We start from the raw sequence: 15,246 nt of genomic DNA on the forward strand, positions 1-15,246 counted from the left end.
TGGGCACGAGCAGGGCGATCAGCAGGCTCGCTGCTGCGGCCAGCACCGCGATGACGGTGCTGGCCTTGCGGCGCTCTCTCACGAGCGAGTCGAACGACGTCGAGCAGTTGCGACACCGGCCAGGAGCACGCCGGCCGCGATGATGCCGATGGCGACACCCGCAGCGCCGGACGCATCCTCAGATCCCGTCTGCGGGAGGTGAGGTGCGACGGACACCGTGGGGCGCGGGACGGGCGGCACCGCGGTGGAGGTCGGCGTGGGCTCGGGCGTGACGGTCGGCGTGGGCTCGGGGGTCACGGTCGGCGTGGGCTCGGGGGTCACCGTGGGAGTGGGAGTGGGAGTGGGCGTCGGCGTCGGCGTCGGCGTCGGCGTCGGCGTCACGATCGCGGTCTTCGTCCAGCAGCGCTCGTCGGATGCGGGCAGCACCGGGATGACCGTGGTCACGGGCAGCGCGGCGACACCGTCCGGCGCGGTGTACTCGGTCACCAGAGTGGAGCTCGCGCCGGCAGGAGCGGCGAGCACCGCGGTCTCCGCTGCGTCAGCCGTTCCCGGCGTCGCCCCGTCCACGGAGACGGTGATCGTGCTGGGGTCCGACCCCACCGGGGTGACGTCGTCCGGGAGGATGCCGTCGTCACGGACCCAGGCCGTCAGGTTGAAGAGATCGCGCCCGAAGTCCGTGGGAGTGTACCGGTAGCCGTCCTCTTCGTACTCGGTCAGATCCGCCCCGCAGAACTCGCCGGAGAAGGCCAGTTCGAGTTCGGGCCGGGTGATCGACAGCGGCGTCACCGCGGTGGGCGACAGGTGCGGCGCATCGGCGGCGGTGCCCTCCTTCAGGTAGAAGGACAGCTGCCCTTCGCCCGGCACATCGGAGTTGACGGACACCGTCACGGTGCCCCGAATGCCGCGCGGCACCGATCCGCCGTACTGCAGGATGATCGGCTCGACGTCTGTGGTGAAGTCCGCGATGGAATGGCCATCCAGCGCCGACGCCTCCGCGTTCATCGCGGCGATGATCGGCGCGTAGCGCTCACAGGCCACCGGATCGAGGGTGGTGTCGCAATCGAACCGGAAGGTGTACACGGCATCGGCGGTGTCGGTGAAGTCACCGGTGTAGTCGATCACCGGCATCGGGTACGCCACGGCGTCGCTCTGGATCGTGTAGACCACCTTCATGTCGTCACGGGTCTGGCCGACGCGGCCATGGACGGTGTAGCTGCCGTCGATCGGCGCGGGATCCGCGTTCTGGGTGCTGTAGGTCACCGAGATATCGGATTCCGCAGCGTTCACGGGCACGGAGACGAGCACGGGTACCGCGGCGAGCGCGACGGCCGCGGAAGCGACGACGGCACGGCGTGTGTGACGAGTTTTCATTTTTCTCCCCCCAAGGAGTTCGCGTTCGCAAGTCGGGACGAACGAGCAATTCCCACGTCTCGGGTCGACGCGGAAAGGACATCGATCTGCCACCCCTGACACATCGATTCCGCTGAACATACCGTCCCGGACCGCGGCCGACAACCCTCGACGCGACCGAGAGCGAGCGGAGCGGGAATATTCCACCCGACATTCGACCGCCCCGCACTTATCGCTCCCCCACAGCGCTGCACCGTCTGACGAGCAGGCCGTGCGAAGCGGGAGAGCGGCATCGTGCGGGAAGGGATCATCCACCCACATAGACTGACCTCCACTTGGGAGGCGGACCCGACCCGTCTCGCACACTTCCCTCGCGTCATCCGACGGCGCGTGGACGCAGGAGGTAACGATGTTGCGTGCGTCAGCCACGGCGATCGTGGATGCGATGCTGGTCGACACGCCGCCCGCCTCGATCCAGGACTACGAGATCGTGAGGGCGGCCACACCCGCGCAGATCGCCGCGCTGGACCGAGATTCCCGTCGGCTCGTCGAGAGCGCACGCCTCACCACGTTCTCGCGCTTCGGCCACGTCTCAGACGCGAAGGCTGCGGCCGAGCGACTGGAGACCGACCTTCGCCTTGCCGCCAACGGCCCGCTCACCGCGCGATCAGCGATTCCCGTCCTATCTGCGCTCGCGGAGGCCTACCTCGCGGCAGGTAACCCGTCGGAGTCGTTGCGGCACTCCTCTGCTCTCGCGCAACTCGATCTCTCCGCCGAGCCGAAGTGGCGCTACCGCACCCTGGGCCTCCTGGCGGCGGCCGCAGCACTTAACGGCGATCACAACGAGGCCGAGGCCGCGCTCGCGGGCATGACGGCGCTCATCGCGGAACAGGGCTGGGATCCGGATTGCGCCGACTACATGGGCGGTGTCGCCGAGGGCATCCTCGCACTCATGTCGATGGATGCCGAACGAGCCTCCCGTGTGGCGCGACGCCTGCGCGTCCTGTCGCGACTCGAGCCGATCACCGTTTCCCTCGCGGACGTCATGGAGAGCCTCTCCTGGGCGCTCAACGGCGATCCCTATACCGCCATGGCGATAGCCACGCGCGTCGCCCAGGGGATCTCCCTCCCCAACGGACCGAGACTCGTCACGCAGTACAGCAGGCTTCTGCAGGCCTTCATCCTGCTGCGCATGGGCGAGCCGCTTCGTACGCTGAGCGTCCTGGAGGGCATGGAAGCGGGTGAATTCCACCTCATCTGCCCGGGAAGTCTCCGTGCGGTGGCGCACATCACCGTCGGCGACTATCGCGCGGCGCTCCGGGACACCGGTGACTGCGTGAAACGCCGACTCGAGCACAACCTCTGGCTGCTGCCGCTCGTGCTCCTCTGCCGGGCGATCGCGCACGTCCGGCTGGGCAACACTCTGGCCGGGCTCCGTGAAGCAGCAGCGGCTGCGGCGTACGGACGCCGCGCGGATCTGTCCGTGATGTTCTCGTTCCTGCCGGGCAATGAAGTGGCAGAGCTCCTGGACGCGATCGATGCGACGATGCCGGACGTGGTCGACACCGCCCAGCTCCGTCTCACCCTGGCCCGCTCCGGCGGTGCCCAGTCGCCCTACGGCTCCTTTCCCCGTCTCTCGGAGCGCGAGAAGGTGGTGGCGCACTATCTCCGCACGGAGTTGAGCTTCCCCTCGATCGCTCAGGAGCTGTTCGTCTCGCCCAGCACCGTGAAGAGTCAGGCGCTCGCCGTCTATCGCAAGCTCGGCGTCGACGGGCGTGACGAAGCGGTCGCGGCGCTGGAGGCTGCGGGGTTCTACGAGACGTGAGGATGTTCGCTCACACCGAGAGCGTGTAGGTGCCCGGTGCCTCCCCCGCCGTCACACGAACGCGGCTGAGGTCCGCGACGCGCGGGGCGTCCACCGTCGAGCGCAGGTTCGTCTCCCCGACAACCACGAGCTGAGCGCCCGCCGACCGCACCGCGGCGACCCCGGCATCGGCATCCTCGAAACCGACGCAGTCCTCGGCGGCAAGCCCGAGGAGTGATGCCCCGAGAAGGTAGCCGTCGGGGTGCGGCTTGCTGTGCTCGACCCGCTCGGCGGTGACGATCACGTCCGGCATCGGCACACCCGCCGCGCCCATGCGCGCGAGAGCCAGCGGCAGGCTCGCACTCGTCACCAGAGCCACCGGCGCTCGCTGTTCCCGGAGTGCACCGAGGAGCGCTGCGGCACCGGGGATCTCCACCACGCCGTCGAGACGGGTCTCCTCTTCGGTGTCGACGAACCGGAGCGCTGCGGCAGCGACATCTGCCCCGCGGTCGGCGAGGAAGTGGTGGATGGTCGTCCGGGACTGGCGCCCATGACCGAATGCGTGCAGTTCGGCGAGGTCCAGCCCGTACTGCGCGGCCAGTTCCGCCCAGACCGCTTCCACGACGGCCGTGGAGTCCACCAGCGTCCCGTCCATGTCGAACAGGAAGCCCCGGGCAGTCAGCGTGGTCATCGTCTCTCCTCGGTCGGTGGGTGGGAACGGGCGCCTCTCACCCGTAGAACAGCTTCTCGAACACCCGGCGGGAGCGGCGGGTCGCGGCCAGGTAGTCCTCCTCCAGTTGCGAGGCTGATCTCGGCGGATACCCGAGCAGACGGGCGATCCCGTCCAGCTGGCGGCGGTCGACGGGCAGCACATCGCTGGTGCGCCCGGTGAGCAGCGTGTTCGCGGAGCGCAACCGGCTCGACAGCAGCCAGGCTGCCCGCAGACGCTCGGCGTTGGCATCGGTGACAATGCCCTCTGCCTGTGCAACCTCCAGTGCGTCGAGCGTCGAGGTGGTACGCAGGCCCGGCACGCGATGTGCGAACTGCAGCTGCCACAGCTGCACCAGCCACTCGACGTCGCTGAGGGATCCCGGGCCGAGCTTCAGGTGCCGCTTGCGATCGACGCCCTGCGGCAGTCTCTCGTTCTCGACGCGCGCCTTGATCCGCTTGATCTCCCGGACGGCTGCCGGGTCCGCCCGCTCGGGGTAGCGCACTTCGTCCGCCAGCGCGAAGAACGCATCGATCAGGTTGCGGCTGCCCGCGGCTCCCCGCGCCCGCAACAGCGCCTGAGCCTCCCAGGGATGCGACCAGCGCCCGTAGTACTCGCCGTACGCGTCGAGTGAGCGCGCCATCGGTCCGTTGCGCCCCTCGGGGCGCAGGTCCGCGTCCAGATCGAGAGGAACCCGCGGATCCTCACTCAGCCGGCGCAGCTCCGACACCAGTTTCAGCGAGAGCTGAGTGGCGCGTTCGCCGGGCAGCCCCTGTGGGTCGTAGACGAACATGATGTCGGCATCAGAGCCGAAGCCGAGCTCGCGTCCGCCGAAGCGGCCCATCGCGATCACGGAGAAGTCCAGCGATGCGTCCTCGATGGCCACGACTTCACGTCGGGCCGCCCGGAGGGTCGCCTGAATCGTCGCCTCCGTGATCGCGGTGAGGGACTCGGCCAGCTCCGTGATGGTGGTGACATCGAGCAGCGCGGCCATCGCGGTGCGCAGCAGCTCCCGCCGGCGCAGGGCGCGCACCGACTTCATCGCCTCCTCGCTCGTGCTGTGCCTGTCCTGGATGGCGCGTGCTTCGTCCAGGAGAGCCTGGCCCGAGCGCGGGCGCAGCAGTTCCGGGTTGTCCAGCCACGCGACCGACTCCGGAATCCACTCCATGAGCTCGCCCGCGTACCGTGAGGAGGTCAGCACGCGCGTCAGGTGCTCGGCGGCCTGGGACGAGTCGCGCAGCATGCGCAGGAACCAGGGCGTGTCGCCCAGCCGCTCCGAGATCCGCCGGAACGCGAGCAGCCCGTAGTCGGGGTCGATCCCCTCGCTGAACCAGCGGAGCATCACGGGCATCAGGTGCCGCTGGATGGTGGCCTTCCGGCTGAGCCCTGAGGTGAGCGCGCCGATGGTCCGCAGCGCTCCGGCAGGATCACGGAAGCCGATGGCAGCCAGACGGCTGTGTGCTTCATCGGCGGTGAGGGCACGTTCGTCGGCGCTGAGCCCCGCCACCGCGCTCAGCAGCGGCCGGTAGAACAGGCGTACGTGGATCTCCCGCACCTGCCGTCCCAGCTGCTCCCACATCGACTGGATCTCCTCGCCGGTCTCGGCGAGACGCGAAGCACGGGCGAGGAAGCGCAGGCCCTCGGCGGTGCGCGGCATGAGATGGGTGCGACGCAGACGATGCAGCTGCAGTCGGTGTTCCCACACCCGCAGCACGCGATAGTCGCGAGCGAACGCGGCGGCGTCCTCGCGGCCGATGTACCCTTCGGCCACGAGTGCGTCCAGGGCCGCGACGGTTCCGCGCTGACGCACGGCCGCGTCGCTCAGCCCGTGGACGAGCTGGAGGAGCTGCACCGTGAACTCGATGTCCCGGAGCCCCCCGGCGCCGAGCTTGAGCTGGTAGCCCTGGTCCTCGGCGGCGATGTGCTCCATGACGCGCTCACGCATCCGTTGCACGCTCTCGACGAAGTTCTCCCGCGCCGCGCTGCTCCACACCTGCGGTGCGAGCGCGGAGACGTAGTGTTCGCCCAGCTCCAGATCTCCGGCGATCGCACGAGCCTTCAGCAGCGCCTGGAACTCCCAGCTCTTCGCCCAGCGCTCGTAGTACGTGAGATGGGATTCGAGACTGCGCACGAGTGCGCCCTGCTTGCCCTCAGGGCGCAGGTTCGCATCGACCTCCCAGAGCGCCGGCTCCGCCTCGGTTCCGGACAGGCCGCGCATCGTCTCCACGGCCAGCCGCGTCGCGGCGTCGATCGCCCGGGGTTCGGAGATCACGTCCTCGTCGCTCGTGCCGCCGACGAAGATGACATCGACGTCGCTGACGTAGTTGAGCTCACGGGCGCCGGTCTTTCCCATGCCGACGATCGCGAGCCGCGTCGCGGCGATCTGGTCATGGCTGAAGGCCGCGAACGATCCGCCGCTCACGCGGGTGCGAGCTACGGCAAGCGATGCTTCGAGGGCGGCGGCGGCCGCATCGGCCAGGGCTGCGGCGACGTCGTCGAGAACGGCGACAGCGTCGGGGGCCGCAAGATCGAAGGCGGCGATGCGAGCCAGCATGCGGCGGTAGCGGATTCGCAGGTCGATCCATGCTGACTCGTCGCCGCGAGCAGCGAACCCGTCGACAGCACCCACGGCGTCGAGCAGTTCGTCCCGCAGCTCGTCCGCGGTGGGGAGCCGCTCGGGGACCTCGGCGAGACCGGCGAACTCCGCAGGCCTGCGGAACACGAAGTCGCTCAGCCCCTCCGAGGCACCGAGAACCCGCCAGAGCGCCTCGATCCGATCCGGTGTGCGCGGAGCGCGGCGTGCGGCCTCAGGGTCACGCCGCGCGACGCGCAGGAAGCCGCGCAGCGCGGCGTCCGCGTCCGCCGCGACGCCCGCGGATGCGGCGAGATCCACGGTGTCGATCCCGGTGAGCTGGGACAGCTCCGCCAGCGCGTCGCGCGCCTCGCTCAATTCGGTGAAGCCGCGTCGGGCCAGCTCCGTCAGCGACAGGACGCGTTCCCGCTCCACAGCGGCCTCAGAGCATCTCGAGGTTGGTCTTCAGCTCGAACGGGGTGACCTGAGCGCGGTAGTCCGCCCATTCCTTGCGCTTGTTGTTCAGCACGTACTGGAAGACCTGCTCGCCGAGCGTCTCGGCGACCAGCTCCGACTCCTCCATGTACTCCAGCGCGTGATCCAGGCTCGCCGGCAGAGGCGAGTAGCCCAGCGCGCGCCGCTCCGCGTCCGTGAGCGACCAGACGTTGTCCTCGGCTTCAGGCGGAAGCTCGTACCCCTCCTCGATGCCCTTGAGGCCGGCCGCCAGCATCAGCGCGTACGCCAGATACGGATTGGCCGCCGAGTCCAGGGCGCGGTACTCGATGCGCGTGGACTGCGTCTTGTTCGGCTTGTACATGGGCACGCGGATCAGGGCTGAGCGGTTGTTGTGGCCCCAGCAGACGAAGCTCGGCGCCTCGTCGCCGCCCCACAGACGCTTGTAGGAGTTCACGAACTGATTCGTGACGGCTGTGATCTCGTTCGCATGACGCAGCAGTCCCGCGATGAACTGCCGTCCGATGCGGGAGAGCTGGTACTGCGCACCCTCTTCGTAGAACGCGTTGGTGTCACCCTCGAACAGCGACATGTGCGTGTGCATGCCGGATCCCGGGTGGCCGGATAGAGGCTTCGGCATGAAGGTGGCGTACACGCCCTGCTCGATGGCCACCTCCTTGATGACGGTGCGGAACGTCATGATGTTGTCCGCCGTGGCCAGCGCGTCGGCATAGCGCAGATCGATCTCGTTCTGGCCCGGGCCGCCCTCGTGGTGGCTGTACTCCACCGAGATGCCGATGTCTTCCAGCATGCGCACGGAGCGGCGGCGGAAGTCGTGCGCTGTGCCACCGGGCACATTGTCGAAGTACCCTGCCGAGTCGACCGGCACGGGGATCCCGTCCGGGCCGAGCTGCGAGGACTTCAGCAGGTAGAACTCGATCTCCGGGTGGGTGTAGAAGGTGAAGCCGGCGTCCGCCGCCTTGGCCAGCGCACGCTTGAGCACGTGACGCGGATCGGACACGGCGGGGCGGCCGTCCGGGGTGGTGAGGTCGCAGAACATCCGCGCGGTCGGGTCGGTCTCGCCCCGCCAGGGCAGGATCTGGAACGTCGCGGGGTCGGGCTGGGCGAGCAGATCGGACTCGTAGGTGCGGGTGAGCCCCTCGATAGCCGATCCGTCGAAGCCCAGGCCCTCCGCGAAGGCACCCTCGACCTCGGCGGGCGCCAGGGCGACGGACTTCAGCGTTCCGGTCACGTCGGTGAACCACAGGCGGACGAATTTGACTCCGCGCTCCTCGATGGTGCGAAGAACGAAGTCGCGCTGCTTGTCCATTCAGATCCTCTCCTAGCCTGGTGTCAGACTACTGGGCCGCCGCCCGCTCACGCCTCGTTCGCGACGCGGGGGTTCATGAACCCCAGGAGTCCTCCTGGGCCTCCTCCTCGGCCCACGCACGCGAACGGGCCTGCAGGACCTCGGGGGCGTTCGCGGCTTCGGCCGCGGAGCGGAACGGCCCGATGCGGTCGTATCCGGGCGATTCCATGCCCTCCTCGACAGCACCTGTCTTCGGGTTGAACCAGAACGTGCCGGCTTCGGCGGGATCGGGCAGATTCGTCTCGGACATGGGTCCTCCTTCGTCACGTTCAGCCTACGGTCGGGCACCCCCGCGCGACCAGCATCGTGCGGCGCGTCACGCCAGTAGGCTGAACGCATGACTACTTCGCGTGCGATCGGTGTCGATATCGGCGGCACCGGCATCAAGGCCGGCATCGTGGACCTGGAGAAGGGGGAGCTCATCTCGTCGCGCGTTCGCGTATCCACTCCCGAGGGTGCCGAGCCGAAGGACGTGCTCGCCGCGGTCCAGCAGGTGCTCGAGACGCTCGAGGTCGCCGATTCCGACCTCCCGCTCGGCGTTGCCTTCCCGGCCATCGTGAAGCGCGGCATGACGCTCTCAGCCGCCAACATCTCGCCGCTGTGGGTCGATTTCGAGGCGGAGAAGTTCTTCGAGAGCGGGCTCGGACGCGACATCACTTTCGTGAACGACGCCGATGCCGCCGGGGTGGCGGAGGTGCGTCACGGTGCAGCGCGCGGCCAGCAGGGACTCACGATCCTCACCACGCTGGGCACCGGCGTCGGCTCGGCGTTCCTCTACGACGGCGTGCTGATCCCGAACACGGAACTCGGTCACCTCAAGCGCAAGGAGAAGTCCATCGAGAAGTGGATGGCGTACTCGGCGAAAGAGCGTGACGAGCTGTCCTGGAAGCAGTGGGCCAAGCGGCTGCAGGAGTTCTACGCGCACGTCGAGTTCATCTTCTCCCCGGACCTGTTCGTGGTGGGCGGTGGTGTCTCCAAGCACCCGGACGAGTTCCTGCCGCTGCTGGATCTGAAGACCCCGATCGTCCCGGCCGTGCACCGCAACGCCGCGGGGATCATCGGCGCGGCGAGCCTCGCGGGCGACGGCCACTGAGATCAATCCCGGCAGGAGGGCTCCGTCGCCAGGCGGGGCCCTCCGGCGTCTCCCGGGGTGCACGGTCTGGGCCCGCGGGGCGTCCGGTGGGGTGAACGGGCCGGCCGATACGCCGGGTTCTGTCCGGTGACGAATCACCGTGACGGCCATCTCTCTCGGCGACACGTTGCCGTGCCGCTCCAGCGACCTACCCGAGGACTCGGCGAGCCGCGTCAGCATCCTCTGTCTGGTCTTGCTCCGGGTGAGGTTTACCGAGCAGATCGTGTCACCACGACCCCTGGTGGTCTCTTACGCCACCCTTTCACCCTTACCGGGACGAATCCCGGCGGTCTTCTCTCTGTGGCACTGTCTCGCGGATTACTCCGGGTGGGTGTTACCCACCACCCTGCTCTGTGGAGCCCGGACGTTCCTCGGTGCGGTTTCCCGCCACGCGACCGTCTGGCCGACCCATTCGCCTCCAGTCTACGCCGGGCGCCCCGCTACTTCGACGCGTCCTCGCCGATGCGCAGGTCGAGTCGGAAATCGAGCGGGAAGTCGCCGAACAGCAGACGTCCCGCGGCGTCGGCAGCATCGCGGACGACCTGAGCGGCCGCATCGGCGAGGGGCGTCGGAACGTGCAGCATCACCTCGTCGTGCAGGAAGAACGCCAGGTGCGCGCGGGTGGCGAACGCCGGGCCGGAGCCCGGCGCGGCCTGTTGGAGCCCGACGCCCGGAAGCTTGTCCAGACGGGTGCGGATCTCCGCCACCCAGACCAGCGCCCACTCGGCAGCGGTTCCCTGGACGACGAAGTTGCGCGTAAACCGTCCGCGATCCTTCGCCCATCGGCGAGCCCGCTCCTCGTCGCTGGCGCGGGCATCGGCGTCCGACGCGCGGCGCTGAACACCGACCCAGTCCTCACCGGGTTCCGGGGAGGTCCGGCCGAGCAGGGTAGACACGCGTCCACCGTCTTCGCCCGTGCGCGCGGCGTTGTCGACGAGGGCCATCGCCCGGGGAAAGGCACGGCGCAGGCGCGGCACCAGGCGGCCCGCTTCTCCGGTCGTCGAGCCGTACATCGCCCCGAGCACGGCGATCTTCGCCTCCTGCCGTGTTGCCACCACACCGGCTTCCACCAAACCCGTGTAGAGATCGCGCCCTCGCGCGGCCTCCGCCATGGCTCGGTCCCCCGACAGCGCGGCCAGCACCCGTGGCTCCAGCTGCGAGACATCCGCGAGCACGAGCGACCAGCCGGGATCGGGCCGGACGGCGGGGCGGAGCTGCCGGGGCAGCTGGAGAGCACCGCCTCCAGCGGATGCCCAGCGCCCGGTGACCACCCCACCGGGGATATAGACGGGACGGAACCGCCCGTCGTGCACCCACTCCGCCAGCCAGGCCCGGCCGTTGGCACTCTGCAGGCGAGTGATCCGGCGGTACTCCAGCAGAGGAGCGATAGCGGGGTGGTCGACCTCCGCCAGCTCCCATTTGCTGGTGGACTCGACGAGGATGCCCGCCCGGTGCAGGCCGCGCAGCAGCTTCGGCTGGCTGTCGAGACTCAGCGCCGGATCCCCGAGCATCTCACGCACCTGCGCCCCCAGTTCGGCGATGCGGCGCGGCGTGCCCGTCGCGTCGCGTGATCCGAGCTCGTCGTCGAGGATCGCCTCATGTGTGGGTACGTGCCAGGGAAGGCCGGCAGCACGCAGCTCCGCCGCGATGAGGGCACCCGCGGACTCGGCCACCGTGAGCAACCGCAGGCGGCCGTCCACGCCGTCGAGCAGGGCGCGCTGCCGGCCGAACTCCGCGAGGGCCTCATCGATCCCGTGGGGCACACCACGAGCAGCGTCGTCGAGGTCGAACAGCGCGTCCGCGCGCGGTGCCTCGATGTCGACCGGCGCGTCCCACCCTGACGGTGCGCGAAGCCGTTGCGCGGCGGCATCGGCGGCGGGCACCAGGATCGAATCGCGCAGGATCGCATGGCACAGCCGCAGATCCAGACACCGCTGTACGCGCACTCCCGCCGCCAGCAGCTCGGGATACCAGTGCGCGGTGTCGCTCCACACCCAGCGGGGGCGGGCGGACAGCTCGCGCTCCGCGACCCACTGCGGCAGCGCGGCGCGCGTGAGGACGATCCGATCGATCTCGTCCTGGTCGCGGAGAGAGACCTCCACCGTGTCTCCGCGCGAGCCGATCACGGCCCAGGACGCGGCGGCGAGTGCCGTCATCGGCGCAGGCGCGTGATCACAGCCCCGACTCGTCAGTGCGGACGAGGATGGCCCCGCACTGCGGGCAGAAGAGGACCTCGTCCGCCGCTGCGGCCGCCACCTCTGCAAGGTCGCTGCCGGAGAGTTCCATGCGGCACGCTTCACACATGCGCGCGCGCAGCAGGCCCGCTCCGTTGCCGGTGCGAGCGAGCCGCTCGTACTGGGCGAGCAGCGCCTCCGGCACCGTCCCGGTCACGGCCTCGCGATCGCGACGCAGCTGCTCCACCGCGATCGTCGCGTCCGCAACCTGGGCCTTCGCCCCCGCCGTGAGACGGGATCCCTCCGCGTTCGTCTCGGCGATGAGCGCCTCCTGCTCGGCCACGCCTGCCTCCGCGGCCTCGAGCTTCTCCATCGCTTCCAGCTCCGCGTCCTCCAGGTCGCTGAGGCGCTTGGCGAGGCTCGCGATCTCGTTCTCGAGCGCAACAGCCTCCTTGGCGGACGCTCCGGCCAGACGGTCCATGTCGCGCTCACGGCGCGCCCGGGCGGTGGCGACATCGGACTCGATGCGTCCGATCTCCGTCTTGAGATCATCCCGGACACCGATGCGCTGCATGAGCTCCTGCGTCTGCGTGGCGCGCTGCGAGGCGAGCTCGGCGATCCGCGACGCATGCGCGGGATTCGCTCGCTGGTGCTCAGCGTGCTTCAGGCGACGGTCGATGTCCGCCACGTCGAGGAGGATGCGCTGGTCTGCCTGGCTCGCTTTCACTCCACCAATCTACCGTGCGCGCGCGGCTCTCACCCGTCGGCGGAGCTGCTCAGTCGATGTCGAGGAAGCCGAGCACAGCACCGCAGTGGAGGCACCGGAACCCGAACACGGCGAAGCCCGCCTGGTGCTGTGCCACCAACTCGATCGCCTCCGCCGTGACGCCCAGCGCGTCACGGCGCTCGGGCGCAAGCAGACGCAGCCCCTCGGCATCGAGCTCTCCGATGAACGCGGCTGCGTCACCGCAGTGCGACTGCCATTCCTCGGGTTGATAGGTGGCGAAGCCCGGCGTCCGGGTCGCCACGTCATGCTGGATGCCAGGGGCGATGCCCGCCTCATCCAGGGCCCACGTGTCGACGAACCGCGCTCCCGCGCGAGCCCCTGAGCCGTCCGCGATGCACCATGGGCAGATATGAGCGAACTCGGCGCGACCGTACGGGCGCGGGACGTACTCCCAGCCGCGGCGCCGCTCACAGCATGAGCATGCATTCGGCGAGCGTCGAACGGATCCGGTCGCCACCGGGTCGGGGTGGTAGCGGAATACGGGCAGTTCCTCTCCCGTATCGAAGGTCGTCGGGTCAGGCGCGAGCTCGTCCACACCCAGGTCCAGCGATTCGATGGGCGCGAACTGCATCTGCCGGAACAGGGTCATGCCCAGTCGCCCCCTGTTGTCCGGGTCCGGGAGCAGGGCCAGTCGCTCCACCTCACTCCAGCCGACACCGATGACCACGGCGTCGGACGGGAACGGCCGGCCCGGCTCCGGCTCTCCGAAGCCGGGAGCCGAGACGCGATCGACGGCGCGGGCGATGGCCGTCGCACGGGCGATGTCCTCGGCCGTGCGCATCATCCGCTTGCGATCGCCATCGTCTCGCACCGGCAACATCCGCCAGCGACGACCGGTCGTTCCGGCCGAGTCGTCGAGGATGAAACCGTTCTCGGAGAGGAGTCGCTCTCGCAGCCACTCCGGGAGGCGGGCACCCACCGAAGCCTCCACCCGGACGATGTCCTGCTCACGCGCCCCGCTCACACGAACGCCACCATCGCGGCGCCTGCTCCTGCCAGGCCCCAGCTGATGAGGCTTCCCACGAGGAACTCCTCCGCTTTGGAGCCTTCACCGGCGTTCTTCGAGATCTCCGGGAACCGGACGATCCCCTTCGCGGCCATCAGCGCAGCAACGACCCCCTGCGCTCCGGCAAGCGCCAGCGCGACGATGATCCACCTCTCCAGCGGACCGATCAGCCTGCCGCCGCGCATCTCGCCGGGGCGAAGCGGATCCGTCAGCCATCGGGTGCGCAACGCGTCACGGATCCGGGCTGCGAGGGTCGGCGCCCCCTGCTGGGTGTGTCCGGCGGAGGTGATGAGCGACGGTTCCTCGGCGACACGCGCACGACGCAGCGCCCCGCGGCAGATGAGGTTCGCGCTGAGCCCGAGAAAGAGGGCGACTCCCACGACAGCGACCGGCTTGGCGAACGGGATGGCGGTCGTGACCACGTATCCGAAGGTGCCGAAGCTCCCCACCAGAGGCAAGCCGGTGCCGCCGGCGATCATGATGCCGGCGATCACGGCGATGTATCCGAGCACAGATGCAGCCCAGAGGCCGGCGAGCACCGGCCATACGAAGGTGAGCACGGCGAGCACCGGCGCATAAGCGGCTGAGACCTGCATCGGCAGCACGGCGATTCCGACCAGCAGTGCCCACACCGCGATCACGACGACCCTCACGGTGAGCGAACGATTCCCGCGCTGCGCGCGCGTGATCAGCCATCCGATCATGTCGGCACCCGCGATACCCACCACGAGCAGTGCGGCGACCATGTTCACGCGCGACCTCCTGTCCACAACGACTGCACCGTCACCAGCGTGGCCGCGCCCGAGCGGCGTGCGCTCTGCGACACGGCGGATTGGGTGATCCCCTCCGCCTCCGCGATCTGTGCCTGAGACCGCCCGGCGATCATGGCGCGTGCGATGCGCGCCTCCCGGGGCTTCATCGACCCGATGAGCTCATCGCGCAGGAGCAGCGCGGCATTGGTGTCGGCGGGCTCGTCCTCGCCGTCTACCACCCACGCACGGGCGCGTCCCGTGCGTCCGGCGAGCCGGTGCACGGTGTCGATCGCGCGGCGCGCCGACCACCACGCGCTGCCATCGTAGATCGGGATCTCGTCGGCGGCGCCGGAGACGATGCGGGATCGGCCTCGCCCGATTCCGAAGCGCACGTCCGTCCCGGTATCGACGGCCTCCAGGCGCACCAGAGTCGTGGCAGCACACGCGTCCGCCACCGAGGAGTAGGTGGCCTGGAACTCGTCGCCCGCCGTGGACCACAGTGCGAGCACGGGCGGGACGCTCTCCTCCACCCGGCGGAACAGGGCATGAACGTTCGCCTGTACCGCCGCCCGGTCGTCGGCGCGACGAGAGCCGACGATGTCGACGATGATCGCTACAGTCTCGGTCATGCATGAAGTATATAGCTTATATTTTCGCTTTATAAGCCATGTACTTCTTCGAGAAGCTCAGGCGCGCGCGTCGTACTCCGCCCGAGAGGCTTCGATTCCCTCGCGATGCTCGATCGCCCATTCGGCGAGAGCCAGAGCGAGTTCGACGAATCCTCGCCCCCGATCGGTGAGTTCGTACTCCACCCGCGGCGGAACCTCCGCGTGCACCGTGCGCGTGAGGAGCCCATCGCGCTCGAGCTGACGCACCGTGAGGGTCAGCATCCGCTGGGATATGCCGGGAATGGCGTGGAGCAGTTCCGTGAAGCGCAGACGCTGCCCCTGCAGCGCACCGATCACCAGCACCGACCACTTGTCCCCCACCCGGTCCAGCACTTCGCGCACGACGCGGCCGTGGTCGGCCGGCCCGCGACCGTTGCATGCCGCCCCGTACGCGCTGGGCTCGACGATCGATGTCACCTGCTTACCTCCGTGTGCCTTTTGTATGCATCCCTCAAGTGACGCATCATGAG

The 15,246-nt window shown here is 69.2% G+C and carries 13 protein-coding genes and 1 other RNA gene; 2 read left to right on the plus strand and 12 right to left on the minus strand.

Annotation, left to right across the window (positions count from 1 at the left end):
- Positions 1 to 78 precede the first annotated feature (78 nt).
- A complete protein-coding gene (locus ACIQJ5_RS08655; RefSeq protein WP_402842888.1) occupies positions 79 to 1,371 on the minus strand; it encodes a hypothetical protein in 1,293 nt (430 codons plus the stop codon).
- Positions 1,372 to 1,759: 388 nt separating this feature from the next.
- Here ACIQJ5_RS08655 and ACIQJ5_RS08660 point away from each other — a divergent pair, with 388 nt between their 5' ends.
- Positions 1,760 to 3,175, plus strand: coding sequence for a LuxR C-terminal-related transcriptional regulator (locus tag ACIQJ5_RS08660; RefSeq protein ID WP_231090307.1), 1,416 nt, complete (start codon positions 1,760 to 1,762; stop codon positions 3,173 to 3,175).
- A gap of 10 nt (positions 3,176 to 3,185) precedes the next feature.
- On the opposite strand, the gene ACIQJ5_RS08665 is transcribed toward ACIQJ5_RS08660, so the two are convergent.
- The 4 genes from ACIQJ5_RS08665 to ACIQJ5_RS08680 form a co-directional block, all read right to left on the minus strand.
- Positions 3,186 to 3,845 carry an HAD-IA family hydrolase gene (locus ACIQJ5_RS08665; protein WP_402842891.1) on the minus strand — a complete coding sequence of 220 codons (660 nt, stop codon included), beginning with the start codon at positions 3,843 to 3,845 and terminating at the stop codon, positions 3,186 to 3,188.
- Positions 3,846 to 3,882: 37 nt separating this feature from the next.
- A complete protein-coding gene (locus tag ACIQJ5_RS08670) occupies positions 3,883 to 6,870 on the minus strand; it encodes a bifunctional [glutamine synthetase] adenylyltransferase/[glutamine synthetase]-adenylyl-L-tyrosine phosphorylase (RefSeq protein WP_402842894.1) in 2,988 nt (995 codons plus the stop codon).
- Positions 6,871 to 6,877: 7 nt separating this feature from the next.
- Positions 6,878 to 8,218 carry a type I glutamate--ammonia ligase gene (gene glnA / locus ACIQJ5_RS08675; RefSeq protein ID WP_231090310.1) on the minus strand — a complete coding sequence of 447 codons (1,341 nt, stop codon included), beginning with the start codon at positions 8,216 to 8,218 and terminating at the stop codon, positions 6,878 to 6,880.
- 73 nt (positions 8,219 to 8,291) lie between these two features.
- Complete coding sequence (locus ACIQJ5_RS08680) at positions 8,292 to 8,507, minus strand: SPOR domain-containing protein (RefSeq protein ID WP_402842896.1); 216 nt, start codon at positions 8,505 to 8,507, stop codon at positions 8,292 to 8,294.
- A gap of 87 nt (positions 8,508 to 8,594) precedes the next feature.
- Here ACIQJ5_RS08680 and ppgK point away from each other — a divergent pair, with 87 nt between their 5' ends.
- A complete protein-coding gene (gene ppgK / locus ACIQJ5_RS08685; RefSeq protein WP_231090312.1) occupies positions 8,595 to 9,350 on the plus strand; it encodes a polyphosphate--glucose phosphotransferase in 756 nt (251 codons plus the stop codon).
- Between the two features lie 92 nt (positions 9,351 to 9,442).
- Here the strand turns inward: ppgK and rnpB are convergent.
- The 7 genes from rnpB to ACIQJ5_RS08720 form a co-directional block, all read right to left on the minus strand.
- Positions 9,443 to 9,800, minus strand: an RNA gene (rnpB, locus tag ACIQJ5_RS08690) — RNase P RNA component class A.
- A 29-nt stretch (positions 9,801 to 9,829) separates the two neighbouring features.
- On the minus strand, positions 9,830 to 11,545 hold the full coding sequence (locus tag ACIQJ5_RS08695) for a bifunctional 3'-5' exonuclease/DNA polymerase (RefSeq protein ID WP_402842899.1): 1,716 nt from the start codon (positions 11,543 to 11,545) through the stop codon (positions 9,830 to 9,832).
- A gap of 16 nt (positions 11,546 to 11,561) precedes the next feature.
- Positions 11,562 to 12,290 (minus strand): zinc ribbon domain-containing protein, encoded by a 729-nt coding sequence (locus tag ACIQJ5_RS08700; RefSeq protein ID WP_402842901.1) that lies wholly within the window; start codon positions 12,288 to 12,290, stop codon positions 11,562 to 11,564.
- A 49-nt stretch (positions 12,291 to 12,339) separates the two neighbouring features.
- Positions 12,340 to 13,314 (minus strand): CbrC family protein, encoded by a 975-nt coding sequence (locus ACIQJ5_RS08705; protein WP_402842904.1) that lies wholly within the window; start codon positions 13,312 to 13,314, stop codon positions 12,340 to 12,342.
- Positions 13,311 to 14,108, minus strand: a complete 798-nt coding sequence (locus ACIQJ5_RS08710; protein ID WP_402842907.1) for a hypothetical protein — start codon at positions 14,106 to 14,108, stop codon at positions 13,311 to 13,313. The genes ACIQJ5_RS08705 and ACIQJ5_RS08710 overlap by 4 nt, the downstream gene beginning before the upstream one ends.
- Positions 14,105 to 14,737 carry a SatD family protein gene (locus ACIQJ5_RS08715; protein ID WP_402842910.1) on the minus strand — a complete coding sequence of 211 codons (633 nt, stop codon included), beginning with the start codon at positions 14,735 to 14,737 and terminating at the stop codon, positions 14,105 to 14,107. Before ACIQJ5_RS08715 ends, ACIQJ5_RS08710 begins: the two co-directional genes overlap by 4 nt.
- 57 nt (positions 14,738 to 14,794) lie before the next feature.
- Entirely contained in the window at positions 14,795 to 15,193 is a 399-nt protein-coding gene (locus tag ACIQJ5_RS08720) for a winged helix-turn-helix transcriptional regulator (protein ID WP_402842913.1), read from the minus strand.
- Between the last annotated feature and the right edge of the window lie 53 nt (positions 15,194 to 15,246).

The organism is Microbacterium sp. GXS0129 (assembly GCF_044769785.1).
Lineage (GTDB): Bacteria > Actinomycetota > Actinomycetes > Actinomycetales > Microbacteriaceae > Microbacterium > Microbacterium nymphoidis.

Coding starts and splice junctions, on each gene's coding strand:
- ACIQJ5_RS08655 (WP_402842888.1), bottom strand. CDS start 1,371: ATGAAAACTCGTCACACACGCCGTGCCGTCGTCGCTTCCGCGGCCGTC.
- ACIQJ5_RS08660 (WP_231090307.1), top strand. CDS start 1,760: ATGTTGCGTGCGTCAGCCACGGCGATCGTGGATGCGATGCTGGTCGAC.
- ACIQJ5_RS08665 (WP_402842891.1), bottom strand. CDS start 3,845: ATGACCACGCTGACTGCCCGGGGCTTCCTGTTCGACATGGACGGGACG.
- glnA (WP_231090310.1), bottom strand. CDS start 8,218: ATGGACAAGCAGCGCGACTTCGTTCTTCGCACCATCGAGGAGCGCGGA.
- ACIQJ5_RS08680 (WP_402842896.1), bottom strand. CDS start 8,507: ATGTCCGAGACGAATCTGCCCGATCCCGCCGAAGCCGGCACGTTCTGG.
- ppgK (WP_231090312.1), top strand. CDS start 8,595: ATGACTACTTCGCGTGCGATCGGTGTCGATATCGGCGGCACCGGCATC.
- ACIQJ5_RS08695 (WP_402842899.1), bottom strand. CDS start 11,545: ATGACGGCACTCGCCGCCGCGTCCTGGGCCGTGATCGGCTCGCGCGGA.
- ACIQJ5_RS08715 (WP_402842910.1), bottom strand. CDS start 14,737: ATGACCGAGACTGTAGCGATCATCGTCGACATCGTCGGCTCTCGTCGC.